Origin of the sequence: Nocardia sp. NPDC127579, from assembly GCF_042672005.1 — a bacterium.
In the GTDB taxonomy this organism is placed as follows: Bacteria; Actinomycetota; Actinomycetes; order Mycobacteriales; family Mycobacteriaceae; genus Nocardia.
On the sequence record NZ_JBHXVZ010000010.1, the window covers coordinates 285,318 to 308,876 of the forward strand.

Here is a 23,559-nt window from a genome sequence, read left to right on the forward strand (position 1 = left end):
CTCGCCGGCGGGGTCGGTGTCTTCCGCCGGACTATCGATAGCGAGTGAGAAGTGCGTAATTGGCTCGGGCAATTGATCTTCTTCTCCCTGCTTCCGCAGTGGGCGGTGCTGCCGGTGCTCTTCATCGGTGCGTTCGGCGGGGTCGGCGCATGCGTCACGTTCCTGGGGTTGATGATCGCGAGTACGACATCGGCGGTGACCCAGGATCTGCATGAGCAGTGTGACAGTGCCGTGGGGCCGGATCCGTCCGCGACGATGACGACCGGTCCGAACGCGTCACCCCGAACCAGCGCGGAGCGCCCGCTCACCGCGCCGACGGCGAATCCCTACGCGGAGTTGACGATCGCGCCGGACGACACCGACGTCTCCGACTGGTACCGGGCGTGTGCGGCCGCGATGAAGTCCGCGCCGTACCAGCATCCGAGCCTGCTGGTGATCAACGGTGGGGCGACGGCGCTGTGCGCGCGCGATCTGGCGCAGGCGTCCGTCGGGTCGGGGACCGGGGCGGCGGCCACATTGTCGAGGTATGTGATCTATCGGGCGTCGGCGGTCGCGATGACGGGACGTTGTGAAGGGGCCACCGCCGGGGGAACGAGCGCGAGCGAGGGAGCGACGATTCCGGTGGTGGCCCCCGAGACGGCGGGGTCCTGCGCACTGACAGAGCCGGTCCTGCTGCCGAAAACGGTTGCTGGACAAGGTATCTGTGGGCAGCGTGTCGACCTCTCGGCGGTCTCGGCCGGAGATCTCGTCTTCTGGGACTACCGCGACCACGCGCCCACCCGGGTGGGCGTCGCTCTCGGCTCGGGCCAGATCGTGAGCAGTGATCCGACAACCGACCGGATTACCCAGGAGGCGATGCCGACCGGCAGCGACGTCCGGGTCAAACGTGTATTGGGTGGTGCGTCATGACTAGTGCGGAACTGTGGCAGGTCGGGGCCGAGCCGGAGGAGGACGCGGCCGCGCCGGAGGGCGATTCGGCATCCGGCGGCGGCACGACTCCGTGGTCGGGGCAACGTAATCCACTGCGGTCGGGTTCGGGAGCTGTGGCGCCCGCGTCGGGTACGCCGCCGGGCACGAACTCCGATGGGCTCACCGAGCCGGAACCCGGGCCTGCGGCCGAATCGGAGGCAGAGCAGGCGGGTACGGAAGCCGAAACCGAGCATGCGGCGGCCGACCCCGCCGGGACGCCGAATCCGGCGCCGCCGGCTGCGGCCCCGGAACCTCCGGCGCCGCAGCCTGATCCGGCCGCCGAACCGCCACCCGCGCCGACCGGTGTGGGTACGGTCCCGCCCACCGAGAACGGGGAGGAGGGCGAGTCGCCGTTCGACGTGGAAAACCTGATCGAGATGGCACCGATGGCGGCGATGCTGGCCTCGTCGGTGCTGCCGATGCTGTCGTCGGCGCTGTCGGGTTTGGCGGGCGGCGGTGGAGGGGACACCGGCGCGGCCGCGGGGTTGTCGCCGGAGTCGCAGCGCGCGCTGGAAGCGTTGAAGCTGCTCGCCGAGGTCTACGGTGACGGTGCTTCGACGGACCCGGACGTGATCGCATTGCGGGAGGAACTGGGTCTGACCGATGCCGGGTCGGGCGAGGGCGCCGCGGCGATCGAGGATCGTCAGCGGTGGCAGACCTACGCGCCCAAGGCATTCAACAATCTCGACGCCGATCTGGACTTCTACATCTCCACCCTCGCCGGTGCCAACAATGTGAGCCGGGAAGCGATCAATAGTCTGCTCCGGGAAACCAATGTCGCGCTGGCGGCGCTGGGGGAGGAGGTCTACACCAAAGCCGGGCAGCAGAAGGCCCGCGAGATCCTCACGCAGGCTCTGACCAAGGCACAGGAGATCGTCGGCGGAAGCGCCGCCGGCAGCGAGGAGACCGCGGCCGCGATCGAGAATCTCACCAACCAGTGGATCGCCAATATCTCCGGTCAGGAGTACACCAGCCCGATGTCACCGAAGGCGCAGGTCGCCATCGATGCGGCGATGGCCCAGCAGGGGAAGCCCTATGTGTGGGGCGAGGACGGGCCGAACGCATTCGACTGTTCCGGACTGGTGCGGTACGCGGCCGCGCAAGCGGGAGTCATGTTGCCGCACAATGCCGATGCGCAGTACAAATCGCTGGACCCGGTGACCGGCACACTCCAGCCCGGTGATCTGATCTTCCCGAGCGACCGCATCGTGAACGGCACGGCCGAGCACGTGATCATGTATATCGGCAACGGTCAGTGCATCGCCGCGTCGAATCAGGACAAGCCGATCGGTCTTGTCGACCTGCCGGACAGCTATGAAGCCCGCCGGTGGACCGGCGAGTAGTTCACCGGGTAGATCAATCCCACGGATCCCGGCCCTCGTGGTCGAGGTTGTTGATCCGTCTCGTCGATTTCATGAACTCGTCGTAGGAGTGCTTGTCGCGAGTATTCGAGCGGTACGCGTGGGCGGCCGCTCGGTGTCGATTCGCGGCCTCTATACCGATCGCCCACAGTGTGTCTTGATTCGCCGCTTCCCAATCCGTCAGCTGGACCGCGTTCGGACCGCGGCCCTTCATGGCGTCCTCGTCGTCCCAGACGTTGGTGATCCGCTGGACGAAGTTCCGGTCGATATTCGCATGGACTATCTTCGCGGCGTTCTCGTCGGTGTGCGTGAGGAAGTTGTCCGCCGCGACCGCTGCCTGGGCGGCCAGCGCCTCTGATTTCAGTGGGTTGTCACGATAGTGGGCGGCAGCCCGAGCCGCGGCCACGGCCTTCTGTAGCGGCGGGAACGCGTGCTGAGCCACCATGGTGGTGGCCTTCTGTACCGACAGCGCATGGAACCCATCGTTGATCTGGTCGTGGCTCGCCCCCAGCTTGTACATCACACCCGGGATGAAGATCGGCGGCACCTGGTTGTCGAGGAGACCGTCGAGCACATTCGCGACGTCCCAGGCGGACTCGATGCGCGACCGTCCGCCCAGGCGGCTGCGTCCCTTCGCCAGATAGTTGGTTCGGGCGATCTGATTCCATTCGTGCATGTCCCGTCGCATCCGCGAGGAAGCGATGTCATCGATCTCCTTGCGCCGACGGCCTCGCGCCCTGGGACTCAACGGATTCTCCCGGCCGCCCATCAGAAACGCCATCGCCGGTGAGGCGTTGATCGCGTTGAGCGCCGTGATCCCGGCCATGGTGCGCAGGCCGCCGCCGAGGCCGTGCCCGCCGCCCATGCCGCTGTTGCCCATGCCGAGGGCGCGACCGTTGCCGACCGGGGTCACGTCGACATCCTGGAGGTTTCGGGCGAACCGATTCGCCATCCAGTCGTTCGCGCCGTCGAGACTCGTACTGAGGCGGTGCAATTGGGAGATGGCGACGAGTTCGACCGTGCCCGCGATGATGATCACCGACAGCACCTGGTCGTGGGACTGCCGGAACAGGTTGCCCATGAACAGCATGTAGGCACCGAGGAAGACCGTGAAGCAGGTCATCCGGAAGGTGGCCACGATGCTGTCGATCATGTTGCGGACCAGGAAGGTCTGGGTCGGGCCGTAGATGAAGCCGCCCGCGGCGAGGCCGAAGATGGCCATGAACCCGTGATAGATCGCGTCCAGCGCGGCTTTGGTGATCTTGGTGCCGAGGTAGACCGCGAACAACACCAGCAGACCGCCGCAGAGTAGCAGGAGCAGGCCGGTGCCCACCTGGCCCATAGTGGGACGGTCTGCCTTGGCGTAGGCGGACGCATCACCACACATTCGCAGTCCCTGCCGGACCTGATCCTCGTTCCCGGCCACCATGCCTGCGGACCAGGCAGACTTGCACGCCGTCGAATCGTCCACCACGTGACCGAAATTCCACACCTGGATCGGGCGTCGCGCGAAGTTGTCGGCCAACTGAGCCTGCATCGTGGCAACCAGACCCGCCGGATCGGGCCTGGAGTCGCCGTTCAACCCGGCAGCGACCGATATTCCCAGATCGCGTCCCTGGGCCAGCAGCCCGTGCGGAGACAGCACATCCTCCAGCGGCTCCGCGAGCAGAAACGGCCCCGCTATCGCCACGACCACCATCATCAGTATCTGCCGCGTGGCCTTGGCGTGAAATCCGCGCACCACGAACCACGCTACGCAGAGCGCGCCGGCCGCCGCCGCGGTGGTCAGCACGATCGGCGAGGCCACCGCCCGCACCATGCCGTCGGCGACACCCGACAGCGCGGTCGAGAACATGTCCAGCCACCGAAAGCCCAACGTGTAACCGATCAGCCAGATCGCCGTCGTCACGATGGCCAGATATCCGATGAACTCCAAACCGAGTATCGACCACAACACGGTGGATCCTGGATTCAGCGGGCCGCCCTGATCGGTGACGAACTGGTAATTGGCCAGTGGCACCCCCGACGAATCACGAATATCCATCCAGGCCAGGCCGTCGATTTCGGATACCGCGCTGGAACTGCTCGCGCCATGTGCGAGCGCCACCGCGCCGACCGTTGCGGGGAATACGAGTAATGCGAAAATCGTCAATAGAATCCACGCCGCTCTGCGTCGCCATCGGGTGGCTGGGAGCCACTGCCGGAAGCGGCGCGGAACGGCGCCGGTACAACACCCGGTCGAATCCGAGCCCTGTGCGGTCATATGCACAGGATGCGATAGAAGATGTTGCGCGGCAACCCCTTTCGGCTACCTTTTGTTCATTTTAGGGTAACCTTCCGTGCCTGCCGGGCCGATTATCTGCGGAAATCAAACATCAAAGATTCGTAAATAGTGCCGAATCAGTACCCCTGGTAGGCGCCACCCTGTCGCATCTGGACGAGACCTGGCACATTGTCGACCGATCCATAGCGGTCGATTGCGTATCGGACACCGGCGACAATATTGTCCACCGGGTTCCAGATATCGCGATGTCCTGGCAGGGAATAGGCGTTGAACGTCGGATCGATCGTCTGCATCAACCCTTTGGAAGGAATTCCCTTGGCGGCGTTGCTGTCCCAGAGATTGATGGCATTCGGGTTACCGCTCGACTCGTGCTGGATGATCGCCGCGATATCGGCGGGGTCGATCCGGCTGGTGTCGTACCCGTTGCGGCGCAAGACTTCCATGGCCTCGTCGATCCATTGGCCCTGCTGCCCGGCGGGGCGACTGCGCGGCGGACCCGACCCGGCTCCGCGCCGGGCAGCGGCGGGCAAGCGGGTACGGCGTCGCCGGGGCGGTCGTGACTCGTGCAGATACTTCGCGGCCAGCGCGGCCACACGCTCGCCGCTCACGGCGGCTGCCGCTTGGCCCTGCCCCAGTACGGATCCGGCGCGGTGCAGCGCAGTGCCGAGTGTATTGATCAGCAATTGCTGGCCCGCGGCGGTGTTCTCGACCGGGCCGAGTGCGGTCAGTGCGGTGTTGACGTCGGCGATGATGGTGTCGATCGCGGCGCGCCCCCGAGTGGTGGTGTCGATGGCGCCGTCGAGGATTCGGGCAAGCTCGGTGTTGAGGCCGTGCAGAGCGTTCGCTCGGTGCGAGGTGTTGTTGTTGCTGGTCGAATACTCCGAGCTCAGTGCGCCGTCCAGGGCCAGCGGGCCGGTCGGGCGGCCGGTGACAATCGGGGCCGAATCGGATTGCCCCGGTACCGGATTCGGTGCGCCGCTGCCGTAGTGGGCGGCGATCGAGGCCAGCGAGCCCAGTGCCGCCACCGCCAATGGGCTGGTACCGCCCGGTCCAGCGAGTGCGTCGGGTCGTGCTGTCGACATCGGTGCGGGCGCGCCGGAATCGGCGGCCGGTGGGGTGGCACGAGACGATAGCGGGCCGGGGTTCGGCGGAATCGGAGTCGACTGGCCGTTCGACGTCGTCGACGTGGCGTGCGCCGGGTCGCCGCGAGACACCGCCGCTATGCCGCGCGCGGCATTCGACGTGCCGCGTTGCCGCTCGGACGTCGTCGCGGTGGTCCGGTTCTCGCCTCCTCCCTCCGCATTCGGTTCCGGTGGCTCCGGAGTCTGGATCGCCATCAGTACCACCGGTATTCTTCGCCGTTGCGTACCGCCACCACGCCGGGCACATTGCTGACCGAGCCGTACCTGTCGATGGCGTAGCGGACGCCCGCGATAATATTGTCCACCGGATCGAGAATGTTCTCGTACCCGTCTATCTTCCATTCCTTGAAGGTGGGCGGGATGGTCTGCATCAAGCCCTGCGATGGAATTCCCTTGGCCGCGTTGCTGTCCCAGTTGTTGATCGCGTTGGGGTCGCCGCTCGACTCGTGCTGGATGATGATCGCGATGGCTTCCGGATCGATCGTGCTGATGTCGTATCCGTTCTGCTGCAACACCGCCAGTGCCTGCTGAATCCATTGCCCCACAGTGCCGCCCGGCATGTTCCCCGATACGGGGCTCGCGTACTCCTTACCGGCGATATTGGCGATCCACTGGTTGGTGAGATTGTCGATCGCCGCGGCCGCATCGGAGTTGGCGGCCGCGCTCCCGCCGACGATGGCATGCGCTTCGGTCAGCGCCTGGGTCAGGATCTCCCGGACCTGCTGCTGCCCGGCCTTGGTGTAGACCTCGGCGCCGAGTTCGGCCAGCGCGACATTGGTTTCGCGCAACAGATTCGCGACCGCCTGTCGATCGACGCCGGTCGAACCGGCCAGCGTGTTGATGTACCGGTCGAGTTGGGCGTCGAGATTGTTGAACGCTTTCGGCGCATATGTCTGCCAGCGTTGACGGGCCTCGATCGCCTCCGCGCCGTCGCCGGTCCCCGCATCGGTGAGTCCGAGCTCCTCTCGTAACGCGACCACCTCGGGGTCGGTGGACGCGCCGTCGCCGTAGACCTCGGCGAGCAATTTCAGCGCGTCCAAGGCCCGCTGCGACTCCGGAGTCATTCCCGAAGCTGCTACCTCGGCCGCCGTTTCGTCACCGGAACCGCCACCGGCCAAACCCGACAGTGCCGAGGACAGCATCGGCAACACCGTCGATACCAGAGTCGGCACCAACTCGGTGAGCGCGCCCGGGTCGATCGGTGAGCCGTCGTCCTCGGACGGAACGGTCGCCGACTCGGGAACCCCGGCGTCGACTGCCTCCGATGATGTCGGCGCATCGAGTGGGGCGACCGGCTCGGTAGTCGGAAGTGATTGTGTCGCTGCGGGGTTCGTATCCAACGCCTGCTGGGTGAACGCGGCCGCCTCGAGCCCGTTTCGCTCCGTGTCCACGAGGTGGCTTGCCGAAACAATCGGCAGCCCCGCCGCGTCGTCACCCTGCCCGTTCGGCCCGGAGGCGCCAGCCGGATTCGCGCCTCCCGCCCCGCGCCTCCCGCCCGACCAGGGGGTGACCGGGCCGGGCAATGGCGAGTTCTCTTCGCCCGCCGCATCGCCCAACAGCTCCAGCCCCGATTCCCCCGTGTCCTGTGACAGTTGCGGGCTGGTCATGACGTTCGAGCCTCCTCCGCGATGTGGTGCACCACGGCTGTGCACATGCCTCCAGCCATCTTGACCGTCCCACTCCGGCATCCGATTCCCACTTGTGGGAATCCCCGAGAATGAGATTGCGCTGGCGGGCGGCCGAAACATGTTCGCTACGGCTTGACAGACTCGATCGAAAGGCGGAATTCGCTGTGGGAATCCGTAAAGTTGACGCGATCCGTGGTTCTGTGTGCTGCTACATCGGCCAGGTGGGCGTATGAGTGGACTGTTCGGCTTCGAAGCCAGCGACCTGATTGCTGGTGCGGGAAGTGTGATAGGCGGTGCGCTGGGAGCGGCCGGCGGGCCGGGAGGCGTAATCGTAGGCAGTATGGTGGGCGGCGCGTTGGCGGGCGGCATCACAGAATTGATCCAAACCCACAGCTGGGATGCCGCATGGGAAGCGGCGGGGATCAGCGCGGTGTTCGGTGCACTTCCCGGCGGGGTCATGGGAAGGGTGGTAGGTGGCAGAATTCTGGGAGGCGAATTGGTGCGAGGGGCGGCGACCTCGACGATCGCCGGGGCGGCCAGCGCTGTCCGAAACAGACTGGCCGTTCATACGGGACAAGGGGCCGCGCTCGGCACTGTACTGGCCAACCGGTTTGTCCAGCCGCCCTCGTCGAATCCTAGCGAGATCCCGATCGACAAGGCCGAGAAATTGATGAAGTGGTCGGAACGGGCCTGATGTCCGAATCTGTCGAGATGGACGATATCTACGGGCCGCAAATGGGCGATCCGATATATCCACGTAGCTACCGGTATTCGGATGAGACGGTCGACGCCTACAAAGAGTTCCCGGATAAGTTTCGTGACTATTTCAACTGCCTGGGCAGCGGCTCTACCGAAGCGCTACCGGAGCCCTCGGACGTACCAGGGGTTTCCGAGAGCGATGCCGCTCTGTCAAATCTCGAATCGTACGCTCAGCAGAACTCGTTCTTTCGGCATGCGCAGGAGAATCTCGAAGCGTCGTTGCGAGAGCTTGCACCCAAATTGGCCGAGACAGCGGAGAAGGCGGAGGCCGCGAAGATACAACTGAACCTCATCATCGGGACGCTCAACGCGGCGGCCGCTTCGCCGCCCGCAGCGGCCGAGGAGAGCGAAGAGGAACACATACTGAACTTCCTGACTGAGGCCCTCGAATCGGCGGATACCGAGATAAACACGGTTGCCACGGACATGGGGATTCTTGGCGAAGACATCACGGAGGACACGACCGAGATCGAGGAGCTGCAAGCGAAGATCGATGAGCTGACACTACAGAACACGGATTTGCAGGCGCAGCTGGAAGAGCTTGCGACTCAGCCGGAGGATCTGGGTACCACCCCGTACGACCCTGGTACGGACCCACTGTATACAGCGGATCTGACCGATGAATCGCCGGCCGCCGAGGACACAGCCAGCGATATGGAGGAACGCCTCTCCGAGGCCCTCGAGAATCAGGAGATCGCGGCGACCCCCGCCGAATCGCTTGCCTCGGAACCTGTGTCGAGCGGGAGTTCGGCGCTCGATTCGTGGCTGCCGATGATGGCGCAGCAGGCGCTGAGCCGGAATCTGGCCGACACCGATCTCGGTGACCGGCGCGCGCAGATCGATCCGCGCCGCTACGACCAGAACCTCGAACCGGTGACTCCGCCCGCGGTGGCGGCCGCGGCGATGCCGGCGGCGCAACCTGCCGCGGCGCAGCCCGCGTCGACCACGACCGCGCCGACAGCGAATACGACTGCACCGCAGGCGACTCCGGTCGCGGCCCGGACCACGGGGGACGACGGCAGTGTGCTGTACACCTTCCCGGACGGTCGCACCCAGAAGGTGTCCGCGATGGTGGCCAAGGCGCTGGATGCGGCGTTCGGCAACGCCAGCGGCACCGACGCGCAAGCCGCCTACGAGAAGACCGACGCGAAGTGGTCGGATCCGAAGCAGATCGGGGACCGGGTGGACCCGTATCAGCTGATGACCGGCGATGTGGCCTGCTGGGACGATCGGACCGCGGTGCTGGTGGTGTTCGGCTCCGACGAGGGCGGCACGCTGGAGGCGGTCGTCAATGGCCAGTTGAAGCCGTTCACCGCCGAAATGTCCGACAGTGCGGGTGAATTCGGGCAGTTCACCGGGTTCAGTCATCCGAAGGGGATCGAGTTGAGCGCGGGCAAGGACAAGGAGACCCCGGCTTCGGCCCCGGTCGATCAGCCTGCGGCGGCGAACGTTCCGGTGGCCGCGCCCGCGGTGTGATCGGACGGAACGGGTCGAGAGGAGACACATCGTGGAGCTGAATGTCGATCTGGCCGAGCTCGTCGCGGTCGCGTCGAGTCTGGCCGAGCGGGCCCGCGGCACGAACACGGCGATGCCCGGGGACTGGGTGTTTCCGGCGGGTTCCGACGGGATCTCGGCGGCGAAGGTCCCCGCCCTCAATACCGGTACGCAGTTGCTGGTGAACGGCGTGAACGAGGTCCTGACCAAGACGCAGCGGGTGGCCTACGAGATCGGAGCCTCGGCCGTCGGCTACAGCGCCACCGACGACGAGTCCGCGCGCCGGCTCGCCGGGGTGGGAGGCGATCTGGTGGGGAATCCGGTCGGCGCGGTGCAGGAGTACCCGCAGCAGTACGCCCCGACCTTCCTGATGCCGGTGGGCGCGGTCGATCCGCTGACCTTCGCGCAGCAACTACGGGCGGGCCCCGGACCGGGGCCGGCGAGCCGATTCGCCACGGACGTCCGTACTTTCGCGACGGGCCCACTGCGGGACGCGGCCGATGATCTCGACCGTGCCGCGCGGGCCATGCAGAACTGGACTCCGGTCGGCGCGGAGGCAGCGGAGAAACTCTCGGTCTCACAAGGATTGCTGGATCAGCTGGGCACCGGGATGCAGGCGCTCGCCGACGAGGTCGATGCCTACACTGCCGCATTCACCGACGCGAAGGCCAAACACCCGACCCCGGAGGAGATCATGGCCACGCGCAAGGAACTGGTGTCGGCGATGCGGGCCAAAGACGAACTGCGAATAGCACAGGCAATGGCCAAGTTCGAAGAGGAGAATGCCCGGTCGGCGGCGACGATTTCCGGCTACTCCGCCGCCACGGGTACCAGCGAGGGCACAGGTTCGGGCTCCGGTGACACTGCGAGTTCGCTCGCGCAGATGCTGCCCACGCTGCTGAGCGCACTGTCCTCCGCCGGGTCATCGCTGAATCTCGATGACTACAGCGACATGTCGGACCTCGAGGACTACGGATACGACTACGAGTACGACTATCCCGGTTCGAGCTACCCGGGTGGCGGTGGCGGCTCGCCGGTCGGCCTGGGTTCCGGCAGTCCGACTACGCCGGTCGAGGTGGGAGCGATGCCAGTGGTCGGCACGTCGGCGGCCTCGTCGGCGGCTTCGGCGCTGCCACGCACGTCCGTGATCGAGCCACTGTCCTCGTCCGCGTCGTCGAGCAGTCCGGCCAGCCGCGCCGGATCGCCGTACATGCCGTACATGCCGATGTCGCCGGGGATGGGCGGCGCCGGGAACAACAACGAGCGCAATCGCGTGGTCGCCTGGCATCCCGACCGCCTGATGTATGTCGACGCGACACCGCACACCGACCTGGTGATCGGCGAGCGGCCGACGATCGCGCCGACGGTCACCCCACCGACACCCGCCCCCTCGAACCAGATTCCGACGCAATCCGGAGGTGCGACATGAGTGCCATTCATCCCGACGTGCAGGCGGCCCTCGACGCCGCCCGCGACCTACGCAATCGGATCGTGGATCTGCGCGAGCGCATCGATCAGATCCGGGCTCGGCGTCCCTCGCCGAGCGGCGCGGTGATTCCCGAGGTCGACGCGATGGGCCGGCTCACCGACCTGTATCTCGCGCCCGGGACCGCGGCCCGTTTCACCAGCACCGAATTGGTCGCGGAGATCATGGCGGCGGTGCGGGAGAGCACCGCCGACGCGGCCCGCCAGTACCAGTCGGTGATGGGCGCGTCGCAAGCGTCCGGACCGGTCTCATGACCGAGGCCAGCGGCGTCACCGTCGGCGACACGATCCGATGGCTGCACGAGGAGGGGCTGGTCCGGCTGGCCGGTGTGGCCGGACGGGTATCGAGCCCGATCTCCGCCTACACCGTCGATGTCGCCACCGGCTCGGTCAGTGCGCATCCGGCGACCGGCGTCGGGCTCGGCTCCGATGTGGTGGTCCTGGCCGCCGACGATCTGCCGTATCCGGTGGGCACGCCCAAGCGTCTCGTGGTGGTCGGTGTCACCACCGCCGAATCCGTGCTCGTCGTGGACCTGGCGGCGACGCTCACACTCTCGATCAATGCCGACCGTCCGGAACCGGCGGCACGCTCGTGGGTTATGCAACTGCTGCTGAACCCCGAGATCACCCTGAACACCAACAGCGCCGAGGTCGTGCTCGCGGACAGTCCGCGCTGTCAGCAGCGATTCATGCCCGGCGGCGGCGCGACGATCATCAACGTCGACGACAAGCGCCCACCGATCACCGTGGTCACCTTGAACTCCGGTGCCGACGAACCCGATCATCTCGACCTCGCCGACGACGGCACCGGGGAAATGTATCTCGGGGCGCGATTCTGGCAATTGCGTCAGGTCAGCACCATCGACGACACCGCGTGGGCCGCGCTGGGGCAGGAACTGGAAGTGGAGAGCACCCGATGACCGACAGATACGCGGACGAGCCCGACCTGGACGAGCCCGAGAACACCGGGCCCGACTGGCAGAACATGGTTTACGAGGTGTTCGATCCGGAACATACCCTTGGGGTCGCCTGCGATCGGGACGGGCAGGTCATCGGCTTGCACATCACCGATGAGGCTCGCGAGAACGGCGATGCCTGGCTGTGCACCGAAATCGTCCGTCTGGCCCGGCTGGCGCACCTCAAGTCGAGGGTGGGCTTGCGTGCCGAGATGGCGCACAAGGGCACCAGATCGTTCACGATCGACTCCTTCGATCTGCCGACGGAAGCGTCGTATCGCGCCACCGAAGCCGCCGAATTCACCGATCGGGTGCGGACCTTCCGGAACTGACGACAGGACGCCGCCGTGCTCGACATGGACGAACCCGCCGAAGTGGTCGCGGGTTCCACGCGCTTCGCCGCCGCGATCACGACCGTTACCGGCCAGGTGGCGGCGACAACGAATGACCTGGTGCCGCAGGAGAATCCGGCCTCGGAACTCGATCGTGATCTGTGCGGCGTGCTCGACTGGATCAGGGCGACATTCGCCGCAGCGGTGACGGCCGTCGATGATCGGGCGGCTGTGGTCGTGTTCGCCACCTCCGAAACGGTCGGCGCGCTCGCCTCCGCCGATGTCGATTCGGCGGCGAATCTCGGTCGATACGACACGATCTGAGGTCGGGATCGTGAGCGCTCCGGTGCCGGACAGCCCCTACTGGCAGGCGATCGTCGGGGACGACTGGCCGGAGATATCTCCGGCGGAATGGAGCCGCCTCGCCGAGGACGCCCGCAGCGGAGCCGCCGCACTGGATGTCGACGACGCGGAGCAGGCACGCGCGGCGTTCGACGAACTGGTCCGGTCCGGCGTCGGTTTGCAACCGGTCAAGGACGCCATGGGGGAGCAGCAGCGCGACCCGCGCGCGTTCGCCGACGCGCTGAACGCCACGGCCGATGCGCTGCAAGATATTTCGGATCTGGTCTACCGGACCAGGAATCGCATTCTGGACGTAGTCGATGATGCCGCGCTTCGGATCAGGGCTGTCGCCGATGTCGATGACGACGTCGATACCGAGCAGGGCTCGGAGTCGGCAATCCCGAGCATCCTCGCCACGGCGAGAGACGAGGTGCGCGACATCGTGACCACCGCACAGGACGCGGTGGACCCCTCGGGCATACCGAGCTTGGCCGCCATCGCCGAATTGCTCGGGCAGCCTGCCCCCTGGAACGACAGCCGACCGTTCACGCCGGTGCAATCGAGCTGGCCCGAAATACTCGGTGCGGCCGATGATCCCGCACAACCGGAGGTCGAGGCCGCTGCCCCGGGGGAGAGCGCCGCGGTGTCGGAGTCGGACATCCGCCCGTCCCATGACGTCGACAGCGGATCCCCACAGAATGCGCCCACGCTCGCGCCAGGGATTTCCCGAATCACGGGTATGCCCGGCATGATTGCCGCGCAGGACAATTCGTTTCTGGGTGATCCGAATACCGTGGTGGCCAGGGCCTCTCGCCCACTTGCCGGAACCGACGTGGCGACACCGGCTGCTTCGGAGCAGGACGCGCAGGTACCGGATTCCGCACCGGCGACGGAGGCGTCGACCGAGCCTGGCGCCGGCGCGGGCACTACGGCCGCGGCGGGGTTGCGGTCGCCCGCACCGGATGTCGTCGCCGACGCGATGTCCGTCGCGGCACTGTCGGGTGTGCCGATCTCGCCGGTTGCCTCCCCGCCGGTCGCTCCCGCCGCCCCGACGGGCCGGCCCATGCCGCCCGGGGCGGAATCGCGACTTCCTCCGGCCGGCCCGAAGGTCATAGCGGGGCCGGCTGCGCCGGGTTCGCCCGCGGTGCCCAGGGTCTCGGCCCCCACCCACGACACGGCCGGGTCGCAGTCGCCCCAGCGATACGTTGCCGGTGACAAATCGCAACACCGCCAACGGACCGCCGAAGAATCGGATCTCCAGCATCGGCGCGCCGATGAACCGGATTACGAGCCGCGGCTCGGCGAGGGCTCGGATTACCAGCGTCCAGCAGCCGACCGCGGATCCGTAGCGGATCCTGCCCGCCCGGGCGGCAGCGCCGGCCTTCGCGAGGCGGTCGGCGCCGCGATGGCCGCGGCCGCTTCGGCATTCGTCGTGGGGCAGCGGATCGACGGGGACCTGGTCCTGGCGCGCACGATATTGAGCTCGCTGCTGGCGGTGGATTCTCGAGCCGTCGGCCTGGCCTGGGCGGTATCGGTGATGCGACATCCCGGCGGTGTCAGCGCCTTCGTGACCTCCAACGAGGGGAGGGGCTGGATTCCCGCCGGGATATTTCTGCCGCGCGAGCTGTCGACCCCCTGGGTGTGGGAGGTCTCGGCGGACGGTACGTGGGAATCGGTCGCCGATCCCGCGCGGGTGCTGATGGAATTCGGGCTCGCCTGGGGGCGGATATCGGGCGCCCGGGTATCCGCGCTGGTCTCGTCGCGACCGATCGACCCCGCACTGCGCGCACAGGTAAGGGACGTGGCCCTGGAGGGAGCCGTGCAACCGGGCGCGGCGGTGGATTTCGGTGCGCCGGGCGCCGGTTCGGTCGATCGCCTGGGGCTGGTGGCGGCACCGCGGCTGATCGATCGCGCCGAGTCCGTGCCCGATGACCAATTGTCCGCTTGCCGTATCGAACTCGCCGTCGACGCGCATCTGCGGGTCGCCGAGCTCGGTCGGCGATCGGCGGAATCGCAAGGGGTGCGGGAGCTTCGAGAGCGGATTCTGCGGTCGATTCAGCAGGGGCAGGTGGTGCCCGAGCCAGGATGGGAGGAACTGCGCGACGCGGACGACCTGCTGGCGGCGATGATCCTGTCCCGCCACCTGGATGTGTCCCGAGTTCCGCTGGGGGAGCTACGATCCGAACTCACCGATGTCCGGTCTGCGTCGACGGTCGCGCTGCTCCGGCAGCTCGTCTTCGAACGTCGATGCGACGAACTGGTTCTGTTGCTTGCCGCGGAACCGACGCGTCAAGGGCTGCGCGACGCGATGTACGCACACGCGCAGATCATCGATCACCCCTTCTCCGGGACCGGCAGCCGCAGCTCGAGATGAAGCCCGTGCGGATGCGCGGATTCGATCACGAACTGGCCCCGATAGCGCTGAGTGAGCGCGGCCGCGATCGGCAGGCCGAGCCCCGAGCCGCCGGGAGTCGCGGACGCGGCACGGAAGAACCGGGTGGTCAGCAGGTCGAGTTCGTCGGGCTGGACACCTACGCCGTCATCGGTCACCGAAATGCGTACCCATGGTGTTCCGTCGTCTACCCGCACCGTCGTCTGCGTGTCCGTACCCGCGTAGCGGCACGCATTGCTGAGCGCGATATCGAGAATCTGCTCGATGGCATCGGTCGGTACGGCCGCCTCCGCGGCGGTGGGCATCGACTCGGTGGTCAGGGTCTGGCCGGCATCCTCGAAGGCGAGCTGCCACTCCTCGATCCGATCGGCGACCACCCGAACGACATCGCAGCGATCGGGCCAGCGTGCGTCGGTCTGGGCGGAATCGAAACCTGCGGGTGTCTCGGCTACCGCGAGCTTCAGCAGCCCGTCCAGGATCGCGGCGAGCCGATCGACCTGGGAGGTGGTTCGCCGAAATGATGCGATGCCCTCCTCGGGGATCAATCGCTCCAGCGCTTGCAGCCGAATGGCAAGTGCGGCAAGTGGATTGCGGATGGCATGGGCGGTGTCGGCGACCAGCTGGCGTTGCCCGCGCGCGGCGTCGGTGACGGCATGCGCCATGGCCTCGAACGATCGTGTCAGCTCCTGCACTTCGGGCGGACCGTCGTACATCGTCCGGGCCGGCCCGCCCGGTCCGTCCCGGTCGGCCGGCTTCGGGAGTGTCTCGGTCAGCGTGGCGAACGAGGTGGACAGTCGAGCCAGCGGACGGAGTATCCACTGGCTCACAGTTACCGCCAAGCCGGTGAACAGCGCGAGCGCGGTCCAGGAGCCGAGCGCGATCAGCGCCCAGTAGTCGGCGATCTCCGCTTTCGCACGCCGAGTCGAGGCTTCGATGACCACCGCGCCGTCGATGTGCAGCCCGCTGCCGATCGGCGCGCCGATCAGCAGCGTGTCCGGGTCCCAGGTGCGCAGCCGACTCGGCGGTCGCATCGGCTGGCGGTTGCTGCGAACCGCGATCACGCTCTCGGCCACCGGTCGCTGGCGCGCATCGAGACCGGTGTTGGCGAAATCGGCGCCATCGGAGTCGACGACGAGGATGTGCTCACCGTACAACTCGCGATAGCGGCGCATTTCGTGCAGGAGTGGACCGCGGTCGCCGGTTGCCATGGATCTTTCGGCGAGATCGGCGAACCATCCGGCATAGACGTATCTGCTCACCCACAATTGCTGGGTTCGCGAGGTCGATACGCTGACCGCCAGCGGATACGCGAATCCGGTCACCGCCAGCGCGGCGAAGAGGAGCAGGACAGTCAGCAGTCGTCGTCGCAAGACATCAACCCGTCGTCAGTTGCCCCAGCGGTAGCCGTAGCCCCGAATTGTCGTGATCGGCCCCGGTCTGCCGAGCTTCCGGCGCAGGGTCGCGAGATGGGTGTCGAGCGACCGAACCCGGTCCAGCATCACTTCGCGGCTGACCGCCGAGCCCCGGCGGCGCACCAGTGCTTCGACGAGTTCGAACTCGTTGTCGGTGAGTGTGATTCGCTCGCCGGACACCTCGACCTCGCGGGTCGTCAGATTCACCTGGACGCCATCGGTGACGATCACCGAGGTGACCGGCCCGGGTGACGCGGCCGCGCGCCTGGTCACCGCCTCGATCCGGGCGATCAGTTCGGTGATTCTCGGTGGTTTGACGATGAAATCATCGGCGCCGCCGCGCAATCCGCGCACCACGGTGCGCTCGTCATCACGGGCGGTCAGCAGCACCACGGGTATCGAACTCACCTCCCGGAGCCGGCGCAGGGTATCGAGTCCGTCATGATCGGGTAGCCCTATGTCGAGGAGTACCACGTCGTAATCACGATGAGTTGCCAGCAGGTTCGCGACGCCGCGCACGCGCTCGGCGCGGAACCCCTGATCGGTCAGCGCGTCCACCAGCGCGTCGCCGACCTCGTCGTCCTCTTCGACTATTGCCAAGCGCACAGACCGATCCTCTCCTATCAAGCGGTTCGAGTCCTGCTCGTAGCATTGCGGACACCATCAATTAATATTTCGTCCGCCCATGCCGAAGCAACAGAAGCGGGAACACTTTACAACGCCTTGACGTATGCTGAGTGTTGTCTTGTGGGACAATTAATTCCGGTGCCGGAAGGTGCCGATCGAGATCCCGGCGAGATATGCTTTCGATGACTGTCGGTCCTCCCCCCTCTTCTCAGGCAGTTCGAGGTGTCGTCTCGTCGGGATATCGATATTTACACTTTTTCTAGGTTTGAGTTCCGAGTACCCGTACTACGACAGCGTCACTCGGCATCCGCGACCATTTGACCGTCGAACCCGTGTACGGCGCCTCGATGACCATCCCGTCGCCCGCGGCCAGTTGCACATGCTCCGGGCCCCGCGAGCTCCACGAACCGGCCGGAAACACCAGGTCTCCCGGCTGCACCTCATGGGACGGGATCCGTCGTCCGGCGTAGATCTGCTCGTAGGTGGTGCGCGGGAGCACCACCTCGCCATTGCTTGCCTGGGCGATGGCGTACTGGGTCAGTCCGGAACAATCGAACCCGCCGCCGCTGGGCCCGCCGGCGCCGCCGCCGCCCCAGACGTACGGCGTATCCAGCCATCGGCTCGCCGCGCTGACGGCATTGCCGCCCGCGGTTCCATCGAATGCCATCGACTTGCGGGGACGTCGCCGACGGCGTCGGGGCAGGCTCCGGTTGTAGCGGCGACTCGCCGTGCCGCCGCGACCCCGCTCTCGTTGCGGAATGGACGGCGGCATGATCTGTGCCGCCTGTTTGCGCGCCGCCGCGGTGTCGGCGTCGACCTGTTTGGCGGCATCGGCGATGGTCACCCGGGCGGCGTCGAGCAGTGCCGGCCCGCTGAACCGGGTATCGGCGACCGAGGCGATGGCCTGTACCCGGGAATTGAATTCGGCGATCTGATTGTTCAGCCGGCCGCGCCCGGCCACGGTCCAGTCGGCCGAGTCGGCCACCGCCCGGTTGACGATCGAGTCCTTGGTCGAATGCGAGGTGATGACCGACGATCGCATCGTGTGCGCCTCGAGGTAGCCGGCGACTCCGGTTCCCAGCCGTTCGGAAAGATCCTCGGCCATCGACTGCGCGACGGTGGTCGCGGTGCCGGCGGTGGGCTGGCCATCACCGTAGAGCCCGAGCAGAGCCCTGAGAACCCCCTGTAGATCGTTCGTCAGTTCCGGTGACATTTCACGACTATGCGACAGTGGACCGCCCGCGCGTGCGGCCCTATTCCCATGGTGGAGAAGAATTCACAATGGGAGGGACTTCAGGGAGGCGGTGTCGGCACATGGCGGCGAGTACGGTGGATTCGACTTCCAGTGCGTCGAGCGGCACCACCGGAAACTATTCCCTTGTGAAATTGGATCCGCCACCTGGTGCCACGCCCGGCCTGAAGGCGTTTATCGCGATGTGCGAAGCGGCTATACAAATGTTTGTCGACCTGCTGGGCCGGGGCGTGCCCGAGCTGCCGCCGGATGTGGCGGAGCTGTTGCAGCCGATCGACTACGAGGACCTGCTCCAGGGCGAGTCCGGTCAGGCGGCCGAGGATTATCGCGCGGCATTGGCCGAGGTCGAAGATCTGCGGACGTCCCTGCTGGATCTGGACAGCCAGATCATCGAGACGTCGATCGTGGTGGTATCCGAGCAGGATCAGACCTTGCGCAAGATCGAGCAGGTGGTGGCGGATATCGAGGACGAGTTCGCGCGCTACACCGCGAGCGAATTGACGCCGGACGACGAGCTGTGGCTGATGGAGTTCCTCGGCGAAAAACTGGCGGAGGTATGCGACCTGGTGGCCACGGCCGCTGATACCAACACCGATCTCAGCGGCGCGACGTCCATTTCCTCCATCGCCGACGGTGTCAGCGGTGCCGGCGGTGGAAGTGGCGGGGGCGGTGGCATCGAGTCGTTGCTGTCGGCTCTGATGACGCTGCCGATGGCGGCGATGCCGCTGCTCGAGTTGCTGCCCGAGGGGGCCGAGGAAGAAGAGCCGGAGACCGGCCAGGCTCCGGCCGAAACACCCACGCCGCCAACCGAACCCGCCGCGGAATCGGAGCCCGCTGCCGCCGGGGCGACGCCTGCCGAGAACAAGGAGCCGGCTACGGCCGACGGCAAGCTGTCGCCCTCCGCCACCACGGCGAGCGCGAACTAGGCAGAACCGACACTCACGCACCGCCGCCGTGCGCGCAACGGCGCGCGGATCGCACTGCTACAGCAGCCCGAGGAGGCCCATGACCGACCGATCGTCGCCGGACGAAGACAGCTGGGTGGTCCCGGCGGGCTGGTGGAAGAAGTCGGTCCCCTGGCGTGGATACCCCTCCGCGCGGCGCGCTGTCCCCGCTACGAAAGCGGTTGCCAGGTACGACGAGATCCTCGCGGTACGAGATCGCGCGGATCTCGACAGCGCCGCGCACGGGCCGAGATTCGCGCGGAGCACCACCTTCGCCGGATGGATGGCCGCGACCGCGGAAGCGGGCGATGTCGAACTCGCCGAGGCCGGGGTTGCCGCGCGCGAGAATCCTTCCGCCGCCACACCGCTCGGGCTCGCCGTCCTCGCGTCGGGCATTCGGGAGCTCACCCAGCTGGAGCACCGTTCGAAGGCACAGTCGCCGATACCGGATGCCTGGGCCGCACGGTACGGGATACCGGCCGCCGCCGAGGCCACCGTGCTGTGGGCCGGTCTGGGACTGGGACCGGCGGAAGGCAGCCGGTCGCATGGCCGGGTCTGCTGGACCGACGGCAGCCGATGGAGCCCCGCCGAGCCGGTGTTGCTTCGGATGCGGGCGCTGCTGGCCGCGCTGCCCGACGCGGCCTACGCCGAGGTCGTCACGCGGCTCGCGGAGGTTCGGGCACACCGGAATTCGGGCGGAGTCCGGCGAGCGATCACGTACCTGGTGCCGACCGAGCAGCACTGGGTGGCCGAGGAGCTGGCGCGGACCCCGCAGCGGCGCGCGTTCGAATTCATCTGCACGGTGACCACCGCGGAGCAGCTTGCCGCCGCTGCCGACCACCAGCTCCGAACCGATCGCTACCTCTACACTGCTGCCGCCCATGTCGGACCGGCGTCTGCGCGGACGCTGGGAGACACGCTGGACCAGTACGCCAATCCGGAGCAGACCCGCGCGATATCGGGCGTGCTCGCGTGTTTCCCGACCGACGAGGCATTCCGGCTACTGATCGATCGTGCCTCGAACCCCCTTGTGCGACAGGCATTGCTGAAGGCGATGCGTCGTTTCCCGCGCCGCGCCATGCGGCTGCTGCCGACCTCGGACCAGCCGGAAGTCCGGCAGATACTGCGCGCACATGCGCTCGGACATCCCACGGTGGCCGCCGAATACGGCATCGCCGTCGAACCGGTGACGGATACGTGGTCCGACGCCCCGGTCGCCACCGACCTGCCGGATCAGCTCCAGCCTGGGGAGACCGCCGGTGACCTGCCGTACTGGTTGGTGCCGGAGTCGCTGCCGTCGATCGGCCTGCGTGAGCCGCGCTTCCGGCTACCGGTCGAATCGGTGGCGCGGCTGTGCGGCGCGTTGGCGGCGAAGGACGGACACGCCGTTGTCGCGGCCGCTACCGCATACTGCGATACCGATTCCCTGGCTGATTTCGGGTGGGGAATCTTCGAGGCCTGGCGCCTGGCCGAATATCCGCGGGAAGACCGGTGGGTGTTGTCCGCGCTCGGGACCCTGGGCAACGACGATACAGCCCGGTCGATCACGCCCTACATCAGAGCATGGCCGGGAACTACGGCCTACCCCCGCGCCGTCGCCGCATTGGACACCCTGGCCGCGATCGGCACCGGCACCGCGCTCGCACAGCTCAGCGGGATCGCGGAAAACTCGGAGTTCAAGGCGCTGAAGGCCAGGGCCGGTGCGAAGATCGCCGAAGTAGCGGCAGGACTGGGGCTTACCGACGACGAACTCGCCGATCGTCTGGTCCCTCGCTTCGGCCTGTCCGCGGAGGGGACCCGGAAACTGGACTACGGCTCGCGAGTATTCGTCGTCGGATTCGACGAGCAGTTGCGGCCCACCGTCGCCGACGCCGACGGCACGCCCCGCAAAACGCTACCCAAGCCCGGCGCGAAAGACGATGCCGAGCAGGCCGAGGCCGCCTATCGGGAATTCGCTCTGCTGAAGAAAGATGTCCGGTCCATCGCCGCCGCGCAGATCCGGCGACTGGAGTCGGCGATGGTCCGCGGCCGCCGCTGGACCGCCGCGGACCACCGGCGGTTCCTCATCGAGCATCCGCTGCTGCGACACCTGGTCCAGCGTCTGGTCTGGGCCGTGTTCGACGACGCGGGCACGGTCATCCGGACCTTCCGGATCGCCGAGGACAACACGTTGGCCGATGTCGAGGACTATTCGGTGGTCCTGCCCGATACCGCGGCCGTAGGCGTCGCGCATCCGCTGCACCTCGCGGACACCATCGAGACCTGGCGCGAGACCTTCGCCGATTACGAGATCACGCAACCGTTTTCGCAGTTGGCACGAGAAACCTACCGGCTCACCGGACCGGAACGCGCATCGACCGCACTGAACCGCTTCACCGATGTCACAGCGGAATTCAAGAAGGTACTGGGCCTGACGCGCCGGGGTTGGGACCGTCAGCCCCCGCAGGACGCCGGGGTCTCCAACTACGTCTTCCGCGTCTTCGGTGGCCACTCCGCGGTCGTCGAGCTGGATCCCGGCCTGCCGATCGGGATGGGGTCCCAGGACTGGTACGAACAGCAGATCCTCGCCATCCGCCTGGTCGTCGCCGGCCAGGAGCACGATCGATACCATCCCGACGCCTATGCCCTCGCCTTCGATGCACTCGACCCGGTCTCGGCATCGGAACTGTTGCGCGACCTGTTCATCCTGACCGCATGACCACGATTCCCTCGACACTGGTCGGTGAGCTGGCCGGAATCGTCGGTCCCGCACAGGTATTGACCGAACCGGACCTGGTCGCGGGATACGTCACCGACTGGACAGGCCGCTGGACCGGACGCACCGCGGCGGTAGTGCGACCGGCGTCCACCGCCGAAGTCGCCCGGATCCTGGCCACCTGCCACCGGCTCGGCGTCGCCGTGGTGCCGCAGGGCGGCAATACCGGCCTGGTCGGCGGTTCGATTCCGATGAACGGCGAGGTCGTGCTCAGTTCGCGACGGCTCGCCACCATCGAGCAGGTCGATCCGGTGGCCAAGACCATCGCGGCGGGCGCCGGCGTGACCGTGGCCCAGGCCCGGCGGGCTGCGCGCGCGGCGGGGCTCGACTTCGGCGTCGACCTCGCCTCCCGGGACACCGCGACGTTGGGCGGGATTGTCGCCACCAACGCCGGCGGGCTCCGGATGATCAAACACGGCAACACCCGTAGCCAGTTGCTCGGCGTCGAAGCAGTCCGCTCCGACGGGCGGATCGTGACGCGCTGGAAACAGCTCGTCAAGGACAATGCCGGATACGACCTGCCGGGCCTGCTGGCCGGTTCGGAAGGCACACTGGCAGTGCTGACCCGAGTGCTGATGAAACTGGTCGTGCCCGCCTCCGCGCGACAGGTAGTGATGCTCGGGGTTTCGGAGGTGGGACAAGCGGTTTCGGTGCTCACCACCCTGAAGCGGCGCGGCCTCGTCCTGGAGGCCGCCGAATTGATGACCGGTCCGGGCATGAACCTGGTTCTCGCCTGTGAGCGGTTACGGGCACCGCTCACGACCTCTCCGCCCGGCTATCTCCTGGTCGAAGTGTCCGGCGTCGGCGACATCGCCGACATCCTGACCGACGCCCTGGCCACCATGTCGCCCGCCATCCTCGACATGACAATGGAACCCGCACCCGCTCAGCGGCTTTGGCGCTATCGAGAAGCACACACCGAAGTGGCCGCGAAGCTCTCGGCGACCCGGCCGATCAAACTCGACCTCGCCGCACCGCTGCCCGCGCTCGGCGAGGTGCTCGACGAACTGAACTCGACACTCGCACAACGGTACCCCGGTGTCCGAACGCTCTGCTTCGGACATATCGGCGACGGCAATGTCCACGTCAATCTCCTCGACGTGCCCGACGATCACGCTCACTCCGTCATCGACATGGTGCTGTGCTCCGTGGCCCGCCACGACGGCAGCATCAGCGCCGAACACGGCATTGGCAGGCTCAAAGCCGAATGGATCGGCCACACGCGCACTCCGGCCGACATCGATCTCATGCGTGACATCCGGCGTGCGTTCGACCCGGGTCTGCTACTCAACCCGGGCGTTCTGCCGAAATAGAAGTCGACTTCGATGTGCCGTCGACTCAGGGTGTTCTGCCGGCGTGTTGGTCACCTGGAAGCTATGTCGACGGCGGAGCCGACTCGAGATGTTCAACCGGCGCAGCCGCGAG

General features: G+C 66.9%; 19 protein-coding genes. 13 read left to right on the top strand and 6 right to left on the bottom strand.

What is annotated here, in order from left to right; genetic code table 11:
* The first annotated feature begins 51 nt into the window (after positions 1-51).
* A complete protein-coding gene (locus ACFVMC_RS29345) occupies positions 52-909 on the top strand; it encodes a hypothetical protein (RefSeq protein ID WP_379215594.1) in 858 nt (285 codons plus the stop codon).
* Complete coding sequence (locus ACFVMC_RS29350) at positions 906-2,312, top strand: C40 family peptidase (RefSeq protein WP_379215595.1); 1,407 nt, start codon at positions 906-908, stop codon at positions 2,310-2,312. Before ACFVMC_RS29345 ends, ACFVMC_RS29350 begins: the two co-directional genes overlap by 4 nt.
* A 13-nt stretch (positions 2,313-2,325) precedes the next feature.
* On the opposite strand, the gene ACFVMC_RS29355 is transcribed toward ACFVMC_RS29350, so the two are convergent.
* The 3 genes from ACFVMC_RS29355 to ACFVMC_RS29365 form a co-directional block, all read right to left on the bottom strand.
* The gene (locus ACFVMC_RS29355; protein ID WP_379215597.1) at positions 2,326-4,437 is read right to left on the bottom strand and encodes a hypothetical protein; all 2,112 of its coding nucleotides are present in this window, start codon (positions 4,435-4,437) and stop codon (positions 2,326-2,328) included.
* 293 nt (positions 4,438-4,730) lie between these two features.
* A complete protein-coding gene (locus ACFVMC_RS29360; protein ID WP_379215599.1) occupies positions 4,731-5,696 on the bottom strand; it encodes a transglycosylase SLT domain-containing protein in 966 nt (321 codons plus the stop codon).
* A 254-nt stretch (positions 5,697-5,950) separates the two neighbouring features.
* Positions 5,951-7,363, bottom strand: coding sequence for a DUF4226 domain-containing protein (locus tag ACFVMC_RS29365; protein WP_379215601.1), 1,413 nt, complete (start codon positions 7,361-7,363; stop codon positions 5,951-5,953).
* Positions 7,364-7,613: 250 nt separating this feature from the next.
* Between ACFVMC_RS29365 and ACFVMC_RS29370 the strand changes: the two genes are divergently transcribed.
* From ACFVMC_RS29370 to ACFVMC_RS29405, 8 genes are all read left to right on the top strand, one after another.
* Positions 7,614-8,078, top strand: a complete 465-nt coding sequence (locus ACFVMC_RS29370) for a hypothetical protein (protein WP_379215602.1) — start codon at positions 7,614-7,616, stop codon at positions 8,076-8,078.
* A 491-nt stretch (positions 8,079-8,569) separates the two neighbouring features.
* The gene (locus ACFVMC_RS29375; RefSeq protein ID WP_379215603.1) at positions 8,570-9,619 is read left to right on the top strand and encodes a hypothetical protein; all 1,050 of its coding nucleotides are present in this window, start codon (positions 8,570-8,572) and stop codon (positions 9,617-9,619) included.
* 31 nt (positions 9,620-9,650) lie between these two features.
* On the top strand, positions 9,651-11,066 hold the full coding sequence (locus ACFVMC_RS29380; RefSeq protein ID WP_379215605.1) for a PPE domain-containing protein: 1,416 nt from the start codon (positions 9,651-9,653) through the stop codon (positions 11,064-11,066).
* Positions 11,063-11,377: a hypothetical protein gene (locus tag ACFVMC_RS29385; RefSeq protein WP_379215607.1), complete on the top strand. Its 315-nt coding sequence runs from the start codon at positions 11,063-11,065 to the stop codon at positions 11,375-11,377. Before ACFVMC_RS29380 ends, ACFVMC_RS29385 begins: the two co-directional genes overlap by 4 nt.
* Positions 11,374-12,042, top strand: coding sequence for a hypothetical protein (locus ACFVMC_RS29390; RefSeq protein WP_379215609.1), 669 nt, complete (start codon positions 11,374-11,376; stop codon positions 12,040-12,042). Before ACFVMC_RS29385 ends, ACFVMC_RS29390 begins: the two co-directional genes overlap by 4 nt.
* On the top strand, positions 12,039-12,410 hold the full coding sequence (locus ACFVMC_RS29395) for a hypothetical protein (protein WP_379215611.1): 372 nt from the start codon (positions 12,039-12,041) through the stop codon (positions 12,408-12,410). Before ACFVMC_RS29390 ends, ACFVMC_RS29395 begins: the two co-directional genes overlap by 4 nt.
* 15 nt (positions 12,411-12,425) lie before the next feature.
* Positions 12,426-12,734: a hypothetical protein gene (locus tag ACFVMC_RS29400; protein ID WP_379215612.1), complete on the top strand. Its 309-nt coding sequence runs from the start codon at positions 12,426-12,428 to the stop codon at positions 12,732-12,734.
* A gap of 10 nt (positions 12,735-12,744) precedes the next feature.
* Positions 12,745-15,126 carry a hypothetical protein gene (locus ACFVMC_RS29405; RefSeq protein ID WP_379215614.1) on the top strand — a complete coding sequence of 794 codons (2,382 nt, stop codon included), beginning with the start codon at positions 12,745-12,747 and terminating at the stop codon, positions 15,124-15,126.
* Here ACFVMC_RS29405 and ACFVMC_RS29410 read toward each other — a convergent pair.
* The 3 genes from ACFVMC_RS29410 to ACFVMC_RS29420 form a co-directional block, all read right to left on the bottom strand.
* Positions 15,087-16,514: a sensor histidine kinase gene (locus ACFVMC_RS29410; protein WP_379215616.1), complete on the bottom strand. Its 1,428-nt coding sequence runs from the start codon at positions 16,512-16,514 to the stop codon at positions 15,087-15,089. The genes ACFVMC_RS29405 and ACFVMC_RS29410 overlap by 40 nt on opposite strands.
* A 15-nt stretch (positions 16,515-16,529) precedes the next feature.
* Positions 16,530-17,162, bottom strand: a complete 633-nt coding sequence (locus ACFVMC_RS29415) for a response regulator transcription factor (protein ID WP_379215618.1) — start codon at positions 17,160-17,162, stop codon at positions 16,530-16,532.
* A gap of 280 nt (positions 17,163-17,442) precedes the next feature.
* On the bottom strand, positions 17,443-18,396 hold the full coding sequence (locus tag ACFVMC_RS29420; protein WP_379215619.1) for a C40 family peptidase: 954 nt from the start codon (positions 18,394-18,396) through the stop codon (positions 17,443-17,445).
* Positions 18,397-18,497: 101 nt separating this feature from the next.
* Here ACFVMC_RS29420 and ACFVMC_RS29425 point away from each other — a divergent pair, with 101 nt between their 5' ends.
* The 3 genes from ACFVMC_RS29425 to ACFVMC_RS29435 all read left to right on the top strand — a co-directional run bounded on the left by ACFVMC_RS29425 (position 18,498) and on the right by ACFVMC_RS29435 (position 23,447).
* Entirely contained in the window at positions 18,498-19,361 is an 864-nt protein-coding gene (locus ACFVMC_RS29425) for a hypothetical protein (protein ID WP_379215621.1), read from the top strand.
* 79 nt (positions 19,362-19,440) lie between these two features.
* A complete protein-coding gene (locus ACFVMC_RS29430) occupies positions 19,441-22,077 on the top strand; it encodes a DUF4132 domain-containing protein (RefSeq protein WP_379215623.1) in 2,637 nt (878 codons plus the stop codon).
* Positions 22,074-23,447, top strand: coding sequence for an FAD-binding oxidoreductase (locus tag ACFVMC_RS29435; RefSeq protein WP_379215624.1), 1,374 nt, complete (start codon positions 22,074-22,076; stop codon positions 23,445-23,447). The genes ACFVMC_RS29430 and ACFVMC_RS29435 overlap by 4 nt, the downstream gene beginning before the upstream one ends.
* The last annotated feature ends 112 nt before the right edge of the window (positions 23,448-23,559 follow it).